This window comes from Dysgonomonas sp. 511, assembly GCF_010501105.1.
Taxonomy (GTDB): Bacteria; Bacteroidota; Bacteroidia; order Bacteroidales; family Dysgonomonadaceae; genus Dysgonomonas.
The window spans coordinates 26391-44426 of the sequence record NZ_QVMQ01000015.1 but is presented as its reverse complement, the minus strand read 5'-3'; the positions used below and the strand labels follow the sequence as shown (position 1 = coordinate 44426).

18 protein-coding genes are annotated in these 18036 nt (G+C 42.8%); 6 read left to right on the top strand and 12 right to left on the bottom strand.

Annotated elements, in window-relative coordinates:
- Positions 1–66: 66 nt before the first annotated feature.
- The 6 genes from D0T57_RS08485 to D0T57_RS08460 form a co-directional block, all read right to left on the bottom strand.
- On the bottom strand, positions 67–1386 hold the full coding sequence (locus D0T57_RS08485; RefSeq protein ID WP_163272821.1) for a UDP-glucose/GDP-mannose dehydrogenase family protein: 1320 nt from the start codon (positions 1384–1386) through the stop codon (positions 67–69).
- Between the two features lie 173 nt (positions 1387–1559).
- On the bottom strand, positions 1560–2891 hold the full coding sequence (locus D0T57_RS08480) for a TolC family protein (protein WP_163272820.1): 1332 nt from the start codon (positions 2889–2891) through the stop codon (positions 1560–1562).
- A 12-nt stretch (positions 2892–2903) separates the two neighbouring features.
- Positions 2904–4028 carry an efflux RND transporter periplasmic adaptor subunit gene (locus D0T57_RS08475; RefSeq protein WP_163272818.1) on the bottom strand — a complete coding sequence of 375 codons (1125 nt, stop codon included), beginning with the start codon at positions 4026–4028 and terminating at the stop codon, positions 2904–2906.
- A 32-nt stretch (positions 4029–4060) separates the two neighbouring features.
- Positions 4061–5317, bottom strand: a complete 1257-nt coding sequence (locus D0T57_RS08470) for an ABC transporter permease (RefSeq protein WP_163272816.1) — start codon at positions 5315–5317, stop codon at positions 4061–4063.
- A gap of 22 nt (positions 5318–5339) precedes the next feature.
- Complete coding sequence (locus D0T57_RS08465; RefSeq protein ID WP_163272814.1) at positions 5340–6599, bottom strand: ABC transporter permease; 1260 nt, start codon at positions 6597–6599, stop codon at positions 5340–5342.
- Between the two features lie 14 nt (positions 6600–6613).
- Positions 6614–7312, bottom strand: coding sequence for an ABC transporter ATP-binding protein (locus D0T57_RS08460; RefSeq protein WP_163272812.1), 699 nt, complete (start codon positions 7310–7312; stop codon positions 6614–6616).
- A 372-nt stretch (positions 7313–7684) separates the two neighbouring features.
- On the opposite strand from D0T57_RS08460, the gene D0T57_RS08455 reads away from it, so the two are divergent.
- From D0T57_RS08455 to gldN, 6 genes are all read left to right on the top strand, one after another.
- Positions 7685–8236, top strand: a complete 552-nt coding sequence (locus tag D0T57_RS08455) for a plasmid pRiA4b ORF-3 family protein (protein WP_163272810.1) — start codon at positions 7685–7687, stop codon at positions 8234–8236.
- On the top strand, positions 8236–9144 hold the full coding sequence (gene miaA, locus D0T57_RS08450) for a tRNA (adenosine(37)-N6)-dimethylallyltransferase MiaA (RefSeq protein WP_163272808.1): 909 nt from the start codon (positions 8236–8238) through the stop codon (positions 9142–9144). Before D0T57_RS08455 ends, miaA begins: the two co-directional genes overlap by 1 nt.
- A 71-nt stretch (positions 9145–9215) precedes the next feature.
- Entirely contained in the window at positions 9216–9674 is a 459-nt protein-coding gene (locus D0T57_RS08445) for a hypothetical protein (RefSeq protein ID WP_163272748.1), read from the top strand.
- Between the two features lie 284 nt (positions 9675–9958).
- Positions 9959–10909 carry a type IX secretion system membrane protein PorP/SprF gene (locus tag D0T57_RS08440; protein WP_163272806.1) on the top strand — a complete coding sequence of 317 codons (951 nt, stop codon included), beginning with the start codon at positions 9959–9961 and terminating at the stop codon, positions 10907–10909.
- An 86-nt stretch (positions 10910–10995) separates the two neighbouring features.
- On the top strand, positions 10996–12420 hold the full coding sequence (locus tag D0T57_RS08435; RefSeq protein WP_163272804.1) for an SUMF1/EgtB/PvdO family nonheme iron enzyme: 1425 nt from the start codon (positions 10996–10998) through the stop codon (positions 12418–12420).
- A gap of 4 nt (positions 12421–12424) precedes the next feature.
- Entirely contained in the window at positions 12425–13486 is a 1062-nt protein-coding gene (gene gldN, locus D0T57_RS08430) for a gliding motility protein GldN (protein ID WP_163272802.1), read from the top strand.
- An 18-nt stretch (positions 13487–13504) separates the two neighbouring features.
- Here gldN and D0T57_RS08425 read toward each other — a convergent pair whose 3' ends face one another.
- The 6 genes from D0T57_RS08425 to D0T57_RS08400 form a co-directional block, all read right to left on the bottom strand.
- Positions 13505–14101, bottom strand: a complete 597-nt coding sequence (locus D0T57_RS08425) for a YigZ family protein (protein WP_163272800.1) — start codon at positions 14099–14101, stop codon at positions 13505–13507.
- 186 nt (positions 14102–14287) lie between these two features.
- The gene (locus D0T57_RS08420) at positions 14288–14827 is read right to left on the bottom strand and encodes a glutathione peroxidase (protein WP_163272798.1); all 540 of its coding nucleotides are present in this window, start codon (positions 14825–14827) and stop codon (positions 14288–14290) included.
- A 180-nt stretch (positions 14828–15007) separates the two neighbouring features.
- On the bottom strand, positions 15008–15631 hold the full coding sequence (gene rsmG, locus D0T57_RS08415; RefSeq protein ID WP_163272796.1) for a 16S rRNA (guanine(527)-N(7))-methyltransferase RsmG: 624 nt from the start codon (positions 15629–15631) through the stop codon (positions 15008–15010).
- A gap of 15 nt (positions 15632–15646) precedes the next feature.
- The gene (locus D0T57_RS08410) at positions 15647–16486 is read right to left on the bottom strand and encodes an RsiV family protein (RefSeq protein ID WP_163272794.1); all 840 of its coding nucleotides are present in this window, start codon (positions 16484–16486) and stop codon (positions 15647–15649) included.
- A gap of 120 nt (positions 16487–16606) precedes the next feature.
- Positions 16607–17434 (bottom strand): glutamate racemase, encoded by an 828-nt coding sequence (gene murI / locus D0T57_RS08405; protein WP_163272793.1) that lies wholly within the window; start codon positions 17432–17434, stop codon positions 16607–16609.
- A 22-nt stretch (positions 17435–17456) separates the two neighbouring features.
- Complete coding sequence (locus D0T57_RS08400; protein ID WP_163272791.1) at positions 17457–17978, bottom strand: OmpH family outer membrane protein; 522 nt, start codon at positions 17976–17978, stop codon at positions 17457–17459.
- Between the last annotated feature and the right edge of the window lie 58 nt (positions 17979–18036).

Genomic DNA, 18036 nt, shown 5'->3' with positions numbered 1-18036 from the left:
TTAAATAAAACAAGCTGCACAAAGATATAAACTTTTATGCAGCCTGTATATTGTTGCCGGAAAGAATTACTGTATGCCGATTCCGAAGTAGTCGAAACCGTTTTCTTCCATTTCCTGTTTGTTATAGATATTTCTGCCATCGAATACTACGGGCCTATTCATCGTTTTCTTGATTACTTCCCATGTAGGCAGGCGGAACTCGTTCCATTCGGTTACCATTAAGATCGCATCGGCATCCAGCGTAGCATCGTAAATGTCTTTTGCATAGATGATAGAGTCGCCCAGATGATGTTGTGCTTCGTTCATAGCAACGGGGTCGTAGGCTCTGACTTTACCGCCGGCTTTGATAATCTGGTCGATCAATACCAGTGAAGGAGCTTCGCGCATATCGTCGGTTTTAGGCTTGAAAGCCAGTCCCCATACAGCGATGGTCTTGCCTTTGATGTCGCCATTGTAGTATTTCATAAGCTTGTCGAAGAGTATATGCTTTTGTTTATCGTTTACCCTTTCCACAGCTTCGAGTATCTGCATATCGTGTCCGAGGTTCTTTGCGGTCTTTATCAATGCTTTCACATCTTTAGGGAAGCAACTACCTCCGTATCCGCATCCTGCATACAGGAACTTAGAACCTATGCGTGCGTCTGCTCCTATGCCCTTGCGCACCATGTTCACATCTGCTCCTACTATTTCGCAGAGGTTGGCTATGTCGTTCATAAAGCTGATACGCGTAGCCAGCATGGCATTGGCTGCATATTTGGTCATTTCGGCCGATGGTATGTCGGTGTATATGATGCGGTAATTGTTGAGGGTGAAAGGTTTGTATAGTTTCTCCATCAATAGCTTTGCTTCTTCCGATTCTACGCCTACTACAACGCGGTCGGGCTGCATGAAGTCGGTGATGGCAGCTCCTTCTTTTAGGAACTCAGGATTAGAGGCCACATCGAATTTGATATCGGATTTCCCCCTTTTGTCCAATTCTTCCTGTATTGCCTTTTTTACCAGACGGGCTGTGCCTACGGGAACTGTACTTTTGGTGACGATAACCATGTATTTGTTCAGGTTTTTACCTACTGTACGGGCAACGTCTAAAACATACTTGAGGTCGGCACTACCATCTTCGTCGGGAGGAGTTCCTACTGCCGAAAATACGATGTTCACGTCGTTGAGGATGGAGCTAAGGTCTGTTGTGAAATGAAGGCGTCCGGCCTTGTAGTTCCGTTCTACCATTTCGTCCAGTCCCGGTTCGAATATCGGTATGATACCATTTTTCAGGTTCTCAATCTTCTTTTGGTCTATGTCTACACAATAGACATCAGTTCCCATTTCTGCAAAGCAGGTTCCTGTAACCAAACCTACATAACCTGTACCAACAATAGCTATTTTCATTTATCTCAAGTAATGTTAAGTAGAAAAAAGTCTTTTAATTAAGGATACAAAGATAATATAAATCTTTTATATTGGCTAATCTTGCCCGAAGCTATTGTCAAATAGTAAAAGCCCTGTATTTCTTTTGGATACAGGGCTTCTTACAGGGTGGTAGTGTTCACTAAACTTGAAAATTATCTTAGGTCTATTTCTTTACCTTGATAGAAATCCAGAATCTTAGCCCTGAATATAAAGTCGTATTTGGCTTGTATTTGCTCCGACCTGCTGGTGAGTAGTTTGGTCTGGGCTTCGTTCAGTTCGAAAACGGTGGATTTGCCTACATCGTAGCGTTCTTGCGCATATTTAAAGGCTTCTTGCGAGGCTTCTAATGCTTTCTCAGTGGAGTTGAATTTTGCCTGAGCCGATGTTGCGCTTTGGTATGCCTGTTGAATTTCTTTGTATAGGGCTAGTTTTATATTGTCTAAAGCTAGTTCCTGGTTTTCGATGCTGAGGCGTGCAGCCCTTACCTGGTTGCGTGTCTGGAAACGGTTGAAGATAGGGATGGACAGGCTTAAGCCGATAGATTCGCCTCCTTCGTTGTTCAACTGGCGGAAAAAACCGGGAGCCGATTCTCCAAAGACTTTATTGTAGGATGTTCTGTAACCAGCCGAAAAGTCCAGTTTAGGCCAGTATCCCGATTGGGCAACTTTTAGTGTTTTCTTACTGCTCTCTACTTTGTATTGGGCTTCTTTTATCTGAGGCTTGATGCCAAGTGCCCTTTGGTAAACCTGGTCGGGAGGTATGATGCTTGATATGTTGTTGTCGATAGGATTCTCCATAGTCGGCTCTATGACATCAAAGTTGTCTTGTTGGGGCAGGTTTAGCGACTGCGACAAATTGAGCAAGGCAAGATCCAGGTCATTTTTCGACATGGTGACATTCAGTTCATCTTTAGCCGATTGTGCTTTGATGTCGTATAGCTGAGAGGCCGGGACTTTACCCGATTGTACTAATATCTGAGTGCGTTCTACTTGCTGGTTGCTAAGGGTTAGCTGATCTTGGTATGCTTTTAGTATTTCCTTTTTGAATAACACTTCAAGAAATAGGGATACGACCTGCAATTCGAGGTTTTCCCTGGCTTTGCTGAGGCCTTCGGTGGCAGCTAGCAGGTTAAATTCGTCTCTCTTTATTTCGTTGCTGATACGGAATCCGGTGAATAAGGGCAGGGAGGTGGAAACCGAAAAGTTAGTTCCCGCAGCATTTCTCGATTCGTAGGTATTTGTGGCATAGTTCATACTACGTCCGAAACCGAAAGACTGGTCTACGCTGGCATTCAGATTGGGTAAGCGGCTGTTTTTACTTGTGCTCAGATCTATTTCGGCATTCTTTACATTCAATGCCTGCTGTTGTAGTTCTATATTGTTTTCTACGGCGTAGTCGACACATTCTCTGAGCGTCCACTTCTTCTGAGCCATTGAAGGCAGGCTCAGAAGGAGTACGGAAGCATATATTATATATTTTCTCATATTATGCTGTTTTTATTTCTTAGCGTTTAAGTTTTGCTTGTCTGATATTTCGTTCCCTCTTATCTTATCACCCAATTTCAGCCCGCTTTTTACTTCTACTTTTATTCCGTCGGACAAACCTATCTGGATGTGTTTTTTCTCAAACTCCTGTTTGTTGTCTGTGGTATCGGTCAGAAGCTGGATGAATGTGGAATCATTGCTGAATGTAAGGGTGCTTTCGGGGATAAACATTACTTTCTCTGCTTTAGCCACAACGATTTCTGCATTGGCGCTATATCCGGCTCTTACAACAACAGTGTCGGGGATTCTGGCGGCAGCTTTGATCTCGAAGAGGATAGCACCGTTTTCTTCTACTCCTTTAGGGGCAATGTATTCGAGAGTGGCATCGAATTTTTGTCCTTCTATTGCACCAACCGATAGCTTTATCGGCATGCCTGTATGTACGCGTCCAACTTCTGTTTCATCTATTTTTCCGATGAATATCATATCGTTCATATTGGCAACAGTGGCTATGGTAGTACCATCGTTGAATGTATTGGCTTGGATAACAGAGTTCCCCGCCTTGATAGGCACATCGAGTATCATCCCTGTTATGGTAGAACGTATCTGCGTGTTGCTGTATTGGGCGGTTTTCTTCGAGATACCTGTCTTTACTATATCGAGGTTGTCTTTGGCATTTTGCAACTCTTCTTGTGCCTTTTTGTATTCGGCTTCCGATTTGTCCATCTCGTCTTTGGCTATAACGCCTTTGTCGAACAACTCTTTCTGCCGGTTATATTCGGCTTTTATTTGCGTCAGACTGATTTGTGCCAATGTAACGCGCGATTCGGCAGAGTTGAGTTGCGAAACATCGGGCACAACTTTTACGGTGGCTATAATATCGCCCACCTTTACATAATCGCCGGCTTCTTTCAATACTTCCGAAACGATTCCCGATATCTGAGGTTTTATCAGGATTTCGTCGCGGGGAGAAACTTTTCCTGTAGCCACAGTTGTATTTTCCACAGTTCCTTCTTCTACTGTGACTATTTCATACACTTGTTTCTTTGGTTGAGATTTCTTAAAAAGGAAAACAAGCGTACCTATAAATATAATCGCTAAGATTGCCAACAGTATGATCCTAAGTGCTTTTTTCATATTATATAATTTTTTATTTGTTCTTTATATGTTTATTCTTCCCTGATAGCATCTATAGCCTTTACGCTAAGTGCGCGCAATGCCGGCATTATTCCGGATAAAACCCCTGCTACAATCAATACTATAAGTGCTTTTATCGCTGTCCAGAATGATACGAAAGGTGGTATAAGCATCGTATCTTCTCCGGCATTCTGGCTCATGGCTACAGAAATTACTTCTATAAGAAGGATGCCTCCGAAGAAGCCTATCAGTCCTGCAATGACGGTTAATACAAGACTCTCGTTCAATATCTGGTTCAATATCACTGTCGGTTTTGCACCTAGTGCCCGCCTTACGCCGATTTCGCGTGTGCGCTCCTTCACTGTTACGAGCATGATGTTACTGATGCCTATAATTCCCGACAGTAGAGCGCCGCCGCCTACAAACCAGACAAGGAAATTGAGCCCGATGAAAAGATAGCTGAATATCTTAAATTCTTTTTCTATGTTGAAACTCCGCATAGCTTTATCGTCGTTGGGGGCAATGTCGTGCGCCGCTTTTACTATTGTTTTCACTTCGTCTTCTACCATCTCTCCCGTATATCCGTTTTTGATGGTGCAGGCAAGGAAGTGTATAATATCTCCTTGGTTGAATGCTCTTTGCATTGTAGAGAACGGAATAAATACCGTAGACTCCACATCTCCCCCGATAGAGGCCTGCGATTTGGGTAAGATTACGCCTATTACCTGAAAGTAGATGCCGTTTACACGTATATATTGCCCTACGGGGGCTTCGCCGGGCTGGAAAAGCGTTTCGTATACTTCTTTTCCAATGACGCATACTTTCCTGAAGTTTTCTATATCGAGGTCGTTGAACAGGCGTCCTGCCAATACATGCTGTTGCTCTATAAGGAAGTGGGCGGGATAAACACCTCTGGTTCCGTACGAACCCGATTTCGGCCCGTGTACTACATTCTTGTCGCCACTATTGCCGAAGAGTACAGGGGATATCAATTCTACCGAACGTGCTTTTTCCCTGATGAGGGTCAGGTCGCGGTTGTTCATATTCCACGATCTCCCCTTGCGGTATCCTTTATGAGCTTCGCCAGTGCGGTCGGTGAAGAAGAAGCACGAATTGGATGCAAACCCGCTGACGTTCTTCAGCATTCCTCCTTCAAAGGAGTTACCCAGTCCGATGAGGACGATGAGCATAAAGATACCCCACGATACACCCAGTCCGGTAAGTACACTACGGAACTTGTTCCGGGTGATGGTCGCCCATATTTCCTGCCAATTATCTAAGTCAAACATTGTGTCTTTTTTAATTCGTTTTTTATTCGGCTCTCATCGCTTCTATCGGGCTTACCCTTGTGGCTTTCAAGGCGGGGATCAGCCCGGCTACTGTACCTGCTATTATCAGGGCAAGGGTTGCTATTACTACAGTGGGCAGGTCGACAGTAGGGTCTTTGAAAATAGAAGGCCCATCAGAACCGCCGCCTGAGGCAGCAATCATATTGCTTATGGCTTCTGTTATCACTACTCCTGCCACCAGTCCCAGATAGCCGGCAATGGAGGTTATCAATATAGATTCTAATATGATAAGTTTTAGCACCGAAAATGGTGATGCTCCCAACGCTTTGCGTATTCCTATTTCGCGCGTCCTTTCTTTTACGGTAATCAGCATGATATTGCCCACGCCTACTATTCCGGCAAGAAGGGATGCTATCCCGATAACAATAATAAATACGGTGATAATGAAAAATATACTTTCGGCTTCGAGCATATCCTGCGCCGTATTCCTTATATAGAGGGCAGAACGGTCTTTAGGGTCGAAGTTGTGAAGCTTAGCCATTTGTTCGCGAAGGCGTTCTATAAATTTCTCATTCTTCTCATTGGTGTCCAGCCCTTTTACTGTAAAATCCATATTGCGGAATCCCCAACCCTTATTATATAGCATCTGTGCTGTAGTAAAGGGGATATAAGCCGGCGGATTGTTGCTGAAATTGTTGGAATCGTCATACACGCCTATTACCTGGTAGGCTATGGTGTTGTCAGCAATTACATATTTGCCGATAGGATCCTGATCCTTGAATAGCACTTTTTTCATGTCGGGGCTGATAACGACTACCTTGCGACGGTTCTGTACATCCATCCTGTTCAGAAAACGTCCTTCACCGTCTTTTACCTCTATATTATTGATGTAAGCAGCTTCTTCGGTAACGCCGTTGAGGCTCCACGAACCATATTCTTTTTCGTATGCTACGGTTGCTGTCTGGCTTACACGTACCGATACATATTCTACTTCGGGAATACGGTTCCTTATCAGGTCATAATCCTTATAGTCGAATTTTATATTCCTGTTGGAAGGCATACCATTGTAAGGCATAGAAGTCCATCCCGGCCATAGTGTCACCGAGTTTTTTGCGCGGTGCGAGAAATTGGCTGTTACACCGTTCTTTAGCCCGTTTCCTGCCCCCAATAGTATAATGAGCATGAAGATACCCCATGCCACAGCTACTCCGGTGAGGAAGGTTCGCAGCTTGTTTTTGCTTATGGTAGAAAGTATTTCGCGAAGCGAGTCGAAATCAAACATAGTTTCTTGTTGAATTACATTTCTATTACTGGATTCTTATTTACCTCAATCGAGCCTATTACTCCGTCTTTTATATGTATTACCCTGTCGGTAGCATTGGCTACGGCTTGCTCGTGGGTTACGATGAGCATCGTTATGCCGTCTTTGGCATTTATCTCCCTGAGCAGTTCCATCACTTCTTTCGAGGTCTTACTGTCGAGTGCGCCAGTAGGCTCGTCGGCGAGTATGATTTGAGGTTGTGCAATCAAGGCACGGGCTATGGCTACGCGCTGCTTTTGTCCTCCCGAAAGTTCGTTGGGCATATGTCCGGCATGGCTTGCCAGCCCCATCTTGCCAAGGTATTCGAGTGCGAGAGCGTTTCTCTTTTTGCGCTTTACGCCTTGGTAATAGAGTGGGAGGGCAACGTTCTCCAGCGCATTTTTGAACGAGATGAGGTTGAATGACTGGAATATAAACCCTATTTTCTTGTTCCTCAATTCGGCAGCATAAGTTTCGCTGGGTTTCTTTATAAGTACATCGTCGAGATAGTATTCTCCGGTATCATAATTGTCGAGTATTCCCAAGATATTCAACAATGTAGATTTACCCGACCCGGAAGCACCCATAATGGATACCAGCTCCCCTTTCTTAATATCCAGATTGATTCCTTTCAATACATGAAGCGGGTTAGGGCCATTATAGTACGATTTGTTGAGGTTGTTGATTCTTATCACGTTTTCCGTCGTTTTGGTACATTTACTGAGTTCCTAGATTTTGTGTAAAGATACTGTTGTAATACAGTTTCGTTCTTTACTATACATATATGTCGCAAAAGAATAAAAAAGGTTACAATATTTTTTTATTTTAACATTTTTAAGTACAGTTGATTCTTAAATAACGTGATAAAGGTAGCATAGTTCAGCTAGTATCCTCCCTGTCATCCTGAATTACGAAGCAATCGGGAACTAAACAGACTAGCCTTTACTCTGCGGTTAATAAAAGTCAACACGATTCCAATGTCAAGACAACGAAAATATCCGGCTATATATGCACTTTCTGAAAAAATTGCTACATTTGAAAACAAAATATAAATAAGGAAATAAGAGATGATATTTCGTTTTTTACTATTATCGGATGAAGTAGACGACTTCAAGCGTGAGATTCAGATAGATGCAGACGCAACATTCTTCGATTTGCACAAAGCCATAATAAAATCGGTAGGCTACAAGGAGGGTGAAATGACTTCCTTTTTCCTTTGCGACGACAACTGGGAAAAAGAAAAAGAGATCACGTTAGTAGAAATGGATACTAGCTCGGAAGAGGATTCTTATACAATGGAAGCTTCTACACTGAATGATTTTCTGGAAGACGAAAGGCAAAAGCTTATGTATGTGTTCGATTACCTTACCGAACGTGCCTTTTTTATGGAACTACGCGAGATAATTACAGGAAAAGACCTCGACGAAGCTGTTTGTACAAAATCAACAGGAGAGGCACCTACCCAGTTTGTAGATTTCGATACCATATCTAGTTCTTCCGATAGCTTCGACCTGGGAGAGAACTTCTATGGCGACGAAAGCTACGATGAAGACGAACTGGACGCAGAAGGTTTCGACGGGCTTGACAATATGGCTGCTCCCGAAGAAGGCGAGTATTGATGAAAAAGCTTATTATGCTGCTTGGCCCTACCGGTGTAGGTAAGACGGAGTTGAGCATAAACCTTGCAGAATATTATAAATCGGCAATTGTATCAGCCGATTCGCGCCAGTTTTTCAGAGGGCTCGAAGTAGGGACTGCTGCTCCTACCCGCGAACAGAAAGAAAGAGTTCCTCATTTTCTGGTGGGTATGCTCGACGTTGCGGATTACTACAGCGCCAGCGAATTTGAACAGGATGCACAGAGAATAATAACAGAGCAACACAAGACGGGCGATGTGGTAATAGCATCGGGTGGTTCTATGCTATATATAGATGCCCTTTGCAATGGGATAGACGAGATACCTACGATAGACGACAACCTACGAAATGAGGTGTATAAGTTGTACGAAGAAGAGGGCTTAGAACCTATCAGGGCGCAACTGAAAGTGCTCGATCCTGATTTCTACAACGAGGTAGATCTGAAAAATTATAAACGTGTAATACATGCTCTTGAGGTATGCCTGATGACGGGCAAGCCTTATTCTTCATTTCGTACCAGAACAAAAAAGCCCCGTCCTTTTCAGGTAATTAAAATTGGACTTAAACGCGAGCGCGAAGAACTTTACAACAGGATAAACAAGCGCGTAGACGAAATGATTAGAGGCGGCTTGTTGGACGAAGCCCGCACATTTTACCCGCAACGCCATCTTAATTCGCTGAATACAGTGGGTTATAAGGAGCTTTTCAAATATCTTGATGGTGAGTGGCCGTTCGATTTTGCCATCGAAAAAATAAAGCAGAATACGCGTATTTATTCCCGCAAACAAATGACATGGTTTAAGCGGGATGAAGAAATCAATTGGGTAAATCTTTCAGAAGTATCGGGAGAAAAGGCGTTGAATTCCATCATAAATATTATTGCCGGTTAAACCAAATGCCCGCTATCTTGTCATATAGTTAAATGACTGATCTTTTTAAATAATTTAAATTAAATATTATCATGAAAACAAGATTATGTAAGTTTTTATTAGTGTCGTTTATTGCAGTAGCCGGGTTTTCGTTTGCGGGATGTGGCGATGACATTACGGAAGAACATTATTGGACCGGTGCTGATACGCATTCTGTAGATTTTACAGTAGAAGCTGATGCCTGGGATTTTAATGAGGTTAAAGAACGCTATGAGTATGAATTTGCTTTTAAAGAATTAGATGCGGATGTATTTAATGATGGAGCTGTTCTAGGATATATATATGTTCAGGAAGGAGGAGTGCTTAAACAAAAGGTACTACCATATCTTCAAACTTATTATGAAGATGGGGAGATTTATACGGAAAATATCGGATTTGAGTTATCGTTAAATCCAAAGAAGATATTATTCTATATACAGTCGAGCGACTTAGGAGGTGTTTATTTACCAACTTATAAGTTTAAAACCACTTTAATCTGGAGAATCGAATAAAACAATAAAGCAATATTAAAAAAAGCAGGCAATTCCAAGCCTGCTTTTTTGTTGCTTTTACCTCTATGAAACAAGGTGATGCCGATTTCCTCTCCATTAAGGAACAGTTAGAAAGAGAGGTAAATCGGAAGCGTTGAAAAAACTCTCAAAATCGACATAACTACACAATTTGCAAAGCTATAAGCCGTTCTTTATTAAAAGCCTGTTTAATATTTGCTGCAAAATTTAAGCAGACTCTAAATAAATTGTCGTTACTTTGCACAGCGATTGACTCTGTTGATTGAATGAAAGTTAGATATATAAAAACACTCATTATATTACTCTGTACCTTCAGTTCTGCTGCCGTCTATGGACAATGGGATCCACAGATAAGCCAGTACTGGAGGATGAAGAATTTCTACAACCCCGCATTCATCGCCGAAACCAATAATATAGAAAGCACCATGCTTCACCGCCGCCAATGGGTAGGGATGGAAAATGCACCCAATACGTCGGTTGTGTCATTTAATATGCCTATGAAATTTCTGGGAAAAGAACATGGCGTAGGGATGATAGTGACAAATGAAAAAGTAGGGCTGTTTTCCAATACCTATACAATGGGGCAGTATGCCTACAAATTCAAATTCAAGAACAATAAGTACCTGCATATAGGCTTGCAAGCAGGGCTGATGAATATAGACTTCAATGCCTCGGAGATACATATTCCCGATAGTGACTACCACGATCCCAACGACCCGGCTAAGCCTACAGGCGGCGGCGATAAGACTATAGATGCCGGATTGGGGGTAGCGTGGATAACTCCCAAATACTATGTAGGCCTTTCTGCTACCCACTTGTGGGATCCGGTTTTCGAACTCGACGATAACCATTCCGGCTATATTGCCCGCACATATTATTTGATGGGGGGATACAATATTGCGTTGGGAAATCCGTTAATAGAATTGCAGCCTTCTGCCTTTTTTAAGACCGATGCAGTCACCTATCAGGTAGACGTTACGGCAAAGGTGGAATATAATAAGACGTTCAACGGAGGAATATCTTGGAGGAAAGACGAAGGTTTTGTATTTTTGTTGGGAGTTAAAATCAGGAATATCGACGCAGGCTATTCATACGACCTTTCCACATCGGCATTGACGAAGGTTAGTAATGGAAGCCATGAGTTGTTTCTGCGTTATAGCATCCCGATTGAAAAGAAAAAACAACCGGGAGCGAGCAAAAGTATAAGAATATTGTAACCAAAGCTTGATTGATCGAAAAAATACAGATATATTTATTTGCAAAATTACAATAACCTAAAACGAAAGCTGATTAAGCATTATATATGAAACAATTGTTTTTTGTTGCGATAACTTCACTCACACTGTTGGCTTCCTGCGGAAAGTCGGTAGGTGGCGGCAGTATAGGAGGAGAAGTTGTCGGAGAAAGAGGCTCGTCTTGGGCCGAACCTGCGCCGCATGGCATGGTATTGGTATCCAGGGGCTCGATAGAAATGGGGCCTGCCGAAAATGATTCGTTGTGGGATATAAAAGCCAACCCGAAAGGAGTTTCTATTGATAATTTCTGGATGGACGAAACCGAAATAACAAACTCCAAATACCGGCAGTTTGTGTATTGGGTGCGCGACTCCATTATCCGCGAACGTCTTGCCGATCCGGCATACGGAGGCGACGAAACCTTCAAGATTACCGAAGACCGCTATGGCGATCCGGTGAAGCCGCATCTTGACTGGAAGAAACCAATCCCCAAACGCCCGTTGGAAGAAGAGGAGAGGGCTATCTATAGTGTAACCACTATCCATCCTATAACCGGAGAAAGGGGCTTAGACCCGAATCAAATGAACTTCTTCTACGAATGGTTCGACCATACCGAAGCAGCAAAGCGCCGCAACAGGCTCAATCCGCAGGAGCGTGTACTGAATACGGATATCGTAGTCGATCCTAATCAGGTGGTGATGATATCGAAAGATACTGCATATATCAACGAGGAAGGCATGCCTGTCAACGAGACGATTGTGCGTCCACTGAGTTCACTCTTCGACTTTGTACACACCAAGATTGTGAATATATACCCCGATACTACCGTGTGGGTTAACGACTTCAACAACGCGTTCAACGAACCTTATATGCGTATGTATTTCTCGCATCCGGGCTATAACGACTATCCTGTAGTCGGAGTGTCGTGGGAACAGGCTACAGCATTTTGCTACTGGCGTACCAAATTCTACCGAATGGGGCAGCCACGCAATGCACGCCCGATAGAGGAGTTTCGCCTGCCAACCGAAGGCGAATGGGAGTTCGCAGCACGCAACGGGCGTACCGAAAACAAATATCCGTGGGACAAAGACAGCACGATGGACGAGAAGGCTTGCTTTATGGCAAACTTTAAGCCGGGCAAAGGCGATTATACCAAAGATGGCAACCTGATACCTTCGCGGGTGGCAGCCTATCATCCAAACCGCTTTGGCATCTACGACCTTGCAGGTAATGTCTCGGAATGGACTTCAACTGCATATACCGAATCGGGTACGGCCTTGATGAACGATATGAATCCTGAATATAAGTACGATGCTGCCAAGGAAGACCCTTATGCAGTGAAGAAAAAGGTAGTGAAAGGCGGATCGTGGAAAGATACCGGACGGAATATTCGCGGCGACTTGCGCGAGGGCGAATTCCAGAACCAACCCCGTTCGTATATAGGGTTCAGGTGTGTGAGGACACAGGTAGGTTTTGCTAAATCGAGGAAATAAAGAAATGAAGAGATTATATTATATATTAGTTATAATTTTCTGCTGTCTCTCAGTCGGACAGGCATACGCTCAGGAACAAGGTTCTTCGCTTCGCGACAGGCTGGCAAAAAAACAGCAACAAGCACAAGGCGAGAATACAGATACGGGTATAAAAGTGCCTAAAGTGTCGGTCAGGGCACAGATGAAAAATGTTGAGAATAATCAAGACTTGTCTAATGCCACATGGAAGAGGGAGGTATATCGTTTTCTCGACCTCACCAAAGGCAAGAATGCGGCATTATATTATCCGGTGCAGCCTATCGAAAAACAGATGAATCTCTATACTATGATTTTCAAGTTGATGGGAGATGGCAATCTGGTGGCTTACGACTGGAACAACTGCGAACCGTTGTTCAACGATAAAATGAAAGTGGATTTCGGCAATGTATTGCGCCGTCTCGAAATACCTTATCAGGTAAACGGCAATGCTTTTGCGTATGATGAATACAGCATACCTAGCAACGAGGCTTTGGGCTATTATGTAAAAGAGGCTTGGTATTTCGACCAAAGCAATTCTGTGGTGGGGGTAAAAACGATAGCTATCTGTCCGGTATTGTTCCGTCAGGATTTTCTTGATGGACTGGATATGGATACACCGGGAGCAGGATTGCGCGAACCTCAGTTTTGGATCAATTACGAGGATATTCGTCCTTATGTGGCACGTATGCCGATTATGATTTCCGATCTCAATAACGTATTGAATAATACGATCGACGACTATTTCCGCCTTCGCTTATACGAAGGTGAGATATTCAAGACTACCAATATGGAGAATAAATTCCTGAGCCAGAAATATCCTGATCCGGAAGCGCTGAAAGCTGCACAGGAGAAAATAGAAGGAGAGTTGAATCAGTTCGACAAAAGTCTTTGGGTGATAAACGATTCGATAAAGGCGATGGAGATAAAGCAACATCAGGCAGCTAAGTCGAAGACTAAGACTCCTAAAGCCAAGAAATCGAAAGCGTCAAAATCGTCGGGTTCTTCACGTTCTTCGGGGGCTACCTACTCGGCGCGCGATAGACGATAAAAGATACATAAAAACGAATCAATCGATAAAATGCAGGCTCTCCACTTTCGAGAGCCTGTTTTTTAATTCCTCGAAGCGTGCTTTGCGTATTTCCAAAGTCATTGAGCAATCCATATCGTAACTCTGCCCTATAATGGCAGGTTCTATATCTTTTACAATCTTCATCACATCATTCATAAATGGGTATTCGAAGCCAAACGATACTTGCATATCTACGGTTTTTTCTACTATTTCGGCCTCAGCAATAGCTTCAGCTGCAGCTTCGCGGTATGCTACTATCAAGCCGCTTGTACCCAGCTTGATGCCGCCGAAATAACGAACTACGGCCACAAGTATATTAGTCAGTTCATTCGAATTTATTTGCCCCAGAATGGGCTTTCCGGCAGTGCCCGAAGGTTCGCCGTCGTCGTTGGAGCGAAACTCCTTGCGGTCGGCACCAAGCATATATGCCCAGCATACATGGCGCGAGTCGTAATACTCTTTGCGCAGCTTGTCAACTTCTGTTTTTACCTCCTCTACAGATTGTATAGGGATGGCGTAAGCAATGAATTTGCTCCGCTTTTCGGTATAGGTAGCTTTCGATATATTGGTTATTGTCTTGAAAGTATCTTCCATACCTGCAAAGGTAATGGTTTTTTAGGATAATAACCTTTTATCTTTAAAACTCCGTGCCCTTCGTGCTTTTCCTTTGTGTCCTTTGTGGTAAAAAAAATAAGATTTAACCACAAGGAACACAAAGTTTACAAAGGAAACCCATAACTGATTGATATCTAGATGCTATTATGTCGAACTCACGTTAATTTATTCTTCTATCCATTTTACTATCCTCTCGCTAAACGGATCTTCGCGCGGAGGGGCAAAATCGGCAAGATGTCCATCGGCATCTACCATAAATTTCTGGAAATTCCATTGCACTTCCGCATCCATTCTCCCGTTTAGGCTTTTCTCTGTAAGCCATTTGTAGATAGGTGCTTTGTTTTTACCTGTGACATCTATCTTAGTCATCATAGGGAAGGTGACGTCGTAGTTGAGGGCGCAGAACGTTTTTATTTCTTCATTAGTTCCGGGCTCCTGTCCGTTGAAATTGTTGGCAGGGAATCCGATTACTACAAAATTGTGGCCTTTATACTTTTCATATAATTCCTGCAACTTGGTGTACTGAGGCGTAAGTCCGCACTTAGAGGCTACATTGACTACAAGTACCTTCTTGCCTTTAAGCGAGGAAAGATCGAACTCTTTACCATCTATATCTTTTACTCTGAAATCGTGTAATGTCTTTGCCTGTCCGTTCATACCTAATGAAATTAAACTGAATATAAAAATGATTGCGAAGTGTTTCATTCCTGTGTATTTTAGTTTATAATATAGAGGTAGAACATTCGCCGAGAGACAAATGTTTACGATTGGCATTATTCTGCTGTATATTTATCTATACAAGAAGAGCCATTGGCTGATAGCGATTAGTTTTTAGCAAGAAAGTAACAATAAAAAAGAGGTTGAAATGTTACTTTTGTTATTTTTTCATTGAATCATAGCATAGACAATCTTCTTTGTCTTGAAGAAATCTTCGTCGAAGTACATAGAAAGGTCGTCTGCTTCGGCTGTTTTCTTGAAAGGCTGAAGCTCACCATCAAGATTGCCACCTTTCAGGCAGATAATACCATTAGGAAGGGCATTATGTTGTTCTTTCGACACGTTCTTTCTCACTATTTTTACCAGATCGGGTAGGGGCATCACTGCACGGCTGACAATAAAGTCGAACTTGCCTTTTTCTTCTTCTGCACGGCAATGGCGAAATTGCACATTTTTCAAGCCAATGGCAGCGGCCACTTCTGTCGCGACCCTGATTTTTTTGCCGATACTGTCTACCAGAAGAAACTCACAGTCGGGAAACATTATGGCTAAAGGTATGCCCGGAAAACCTCCTCCGGTACCTACATCCATAATCTTTGTGCCCGAAGTAAAAGTTATCAGTTTGGCAATGCCTAGCGAGTGCAATACATGATGTGTATAGAGGTTTTCGATATCCTTGCGCGATATGACGTTGATTTTCGAGTTCCAGTCGAAATACAGGTCGTATAAGGCAGCGAACTGTTCTTTCTGTTGCCCGGTTATGTTCGGAAAATATTTCAGGATAATATCCATATAATCAGTGCTTTTTTAGAAGAATACGGCTATGGGTGAATCCTTTTTCAAGATATGGAGTATCTCTTCATACTCGAAGAGTACCCTTGTTTCTCCTAAGCTGGGAACCGAAGATTCTCCGGGATTGAATATATAAGTGATTCCTTTGTCGTCTACCAGGAAGTTGTTGTTTGAAGAAAGGTCTTCTATTCCCCAGAATCCTATTTCGATAAGCTCCTCGGAGTTTTTCCCTTTATATTGGGTCATGATCTTTTTCTTCAGCAAGACGTTCAACGTTTCCTGATAGTCGGCAATGAATATATCCTGCTCATGAAGGGTGTTTCCGGCAGCGAGGTCTATTACTATATTCTTATATGTGGTCGACGAATTTGCTCCTCCTTTATAATCCATCGCAGAGATTTGGTAGGAAGTGATACCCGACTTGTCGAAAAAGACCTTTGTGTCTAGTGTCTTGTAGTATGAGAAATAGTCATTCGGGTCGCCCGATTCTTCCCAGTCGGGAAATTGTTCTTTGGCATCGTTTTTATAGTTTTCGATATAGTCGTCCATATATTGGTTGACGGCATCGGCAGGCGATAACTTTTCGTATTTATCTTCTTCGAGAAGAGCAAAGTTGAGCTCCGACTGAAGCTTAGAAAGTATCTCGGCATTTGCATATTGAGCAGGGTAGAGGTATTTGATTTTCAACGAGCACGAGGGTTTCGTAGAGTCGCCATCAAGATGATAGACCTTTGCTACCGATATGGAATCGTACACAACGGTATTTGCTTCTGTCGCTTTTTTATCAGATTTACAGGAATATAAGACCGACAGGCAAAGGACGATAGCTATTGCGGGAAATAATAAAGTTTTCATATTTCTTCTTTGTTTTAACAATGCAAATATACGACAAAAAGAGTGACTGGCATTTATTGATACAGATTTTTACTAACAAAGATGTTTGATAAACCAGACTGTGAGCTATTGTGAAAGTAATCAATCAATGATAATCCGTTCGACATCAATCTCTTTATTGAGGAAGATACTGGCAGCTCCGGAAAATTTGTCGGCGGCTTCGGTCGTGAAATATCTTGTTGCCTCCTCTTTCGTACAAATAGCCTCCATTTCGGGATGCCGGCTCAGATAGTCTTTGAGGCTTTCGGCTACATATTTTCCTTGCGATATGATATTTATTTGGGGGGAAAGATAATACCTTATTTTGTCGATAAGCAACGGGTAATGTGTGCAGCCAAGTATAAGTGTATCTATCTGAGGATCTTTGAGAAGGATATTATCCAGATTCTTTTTGATGAAATAGTCTGCCCCCGCATTGTTGTATTCCCGGTTTTCGACTAGGGGAGCCCACATCGGGCAAGCTTCTCCTGTGACTTTGATATCAGGGAATAGTTTATGTATTTCGATGGGGTATGACTCCGATTGTATAGTGCCAACAGTGCCTAAGATGCCTACATGCCGGTTTTGGGTCATGTTGCCCACAATTTCTGCCGTAGGACGGATTATTCCGAGAACCCGTTTTTGAGGGTCGATCAGGGGGAGGTCGTTTTGTTGTATTGTCCGCAGAGCCTTTGCCGATGCGGTATTGCATGCCAGTATTACGAGGTTGCATCCCCTGTCGAATAAGGCTAAAACAGCTTGTTTGGTAAATTGATATACTACATCGAATGAACGGTCTCCATACGGTGCCCTTGAATTATCGCCCAGATAGCAATAGTCGTATTGGGGCAATAGTTCCTGTATTTCCGATAGAATTGTCAATCCTCCATATCCGGAATCGAATACACCAATGGGGCCGGGTTTTAACATCTGTTCTTTCTTGGGATGAACTTTATCTTACGCCTAATTTATGCTTAACCAGAGGGTTTGCATCGGTTGCGTCCGGCGTAACGAAGGCTAGGGCAGGATTGGCTAGGTCGTAGATACAGACATATCCCTGCTCGATGCCTACCATATGTATGGCTTCTTTTACACGTTGGCGCAATGGTGCAATGAGTATTCTTTCCTGATTCTCTATGTCTTCCTGAGCCACCTTCATAAAGTCGTTGATGTGGCGTTCGAGTTCATAGAGTTCCTGCATACGGCGCAGGCGTATATTGTCGGCCATTGTTGTTTGATAAGAAATAAAATCGGAGTATTTCTTATTATAGTCGTTTTGGATGACCTGTAGTTCTTCTTTATACTTTTTATTCAGGTCGCTGATTACATTGGATGCGGTAACTTTTTCGGGGATCGCTTCTAGTAATTCATTTGAATTGACATAAGCTATCTGCTGTAAAGACTGGCCATACAAGTTGCTGGCAACTGATATAACAGAGATTAGTATGAGTAAGATTATTGTTTTTTTCATCATGATATAATTGCATATGAGAAATGGGCAACTCGATGAACCTGAAAATAAAAAAGACCCT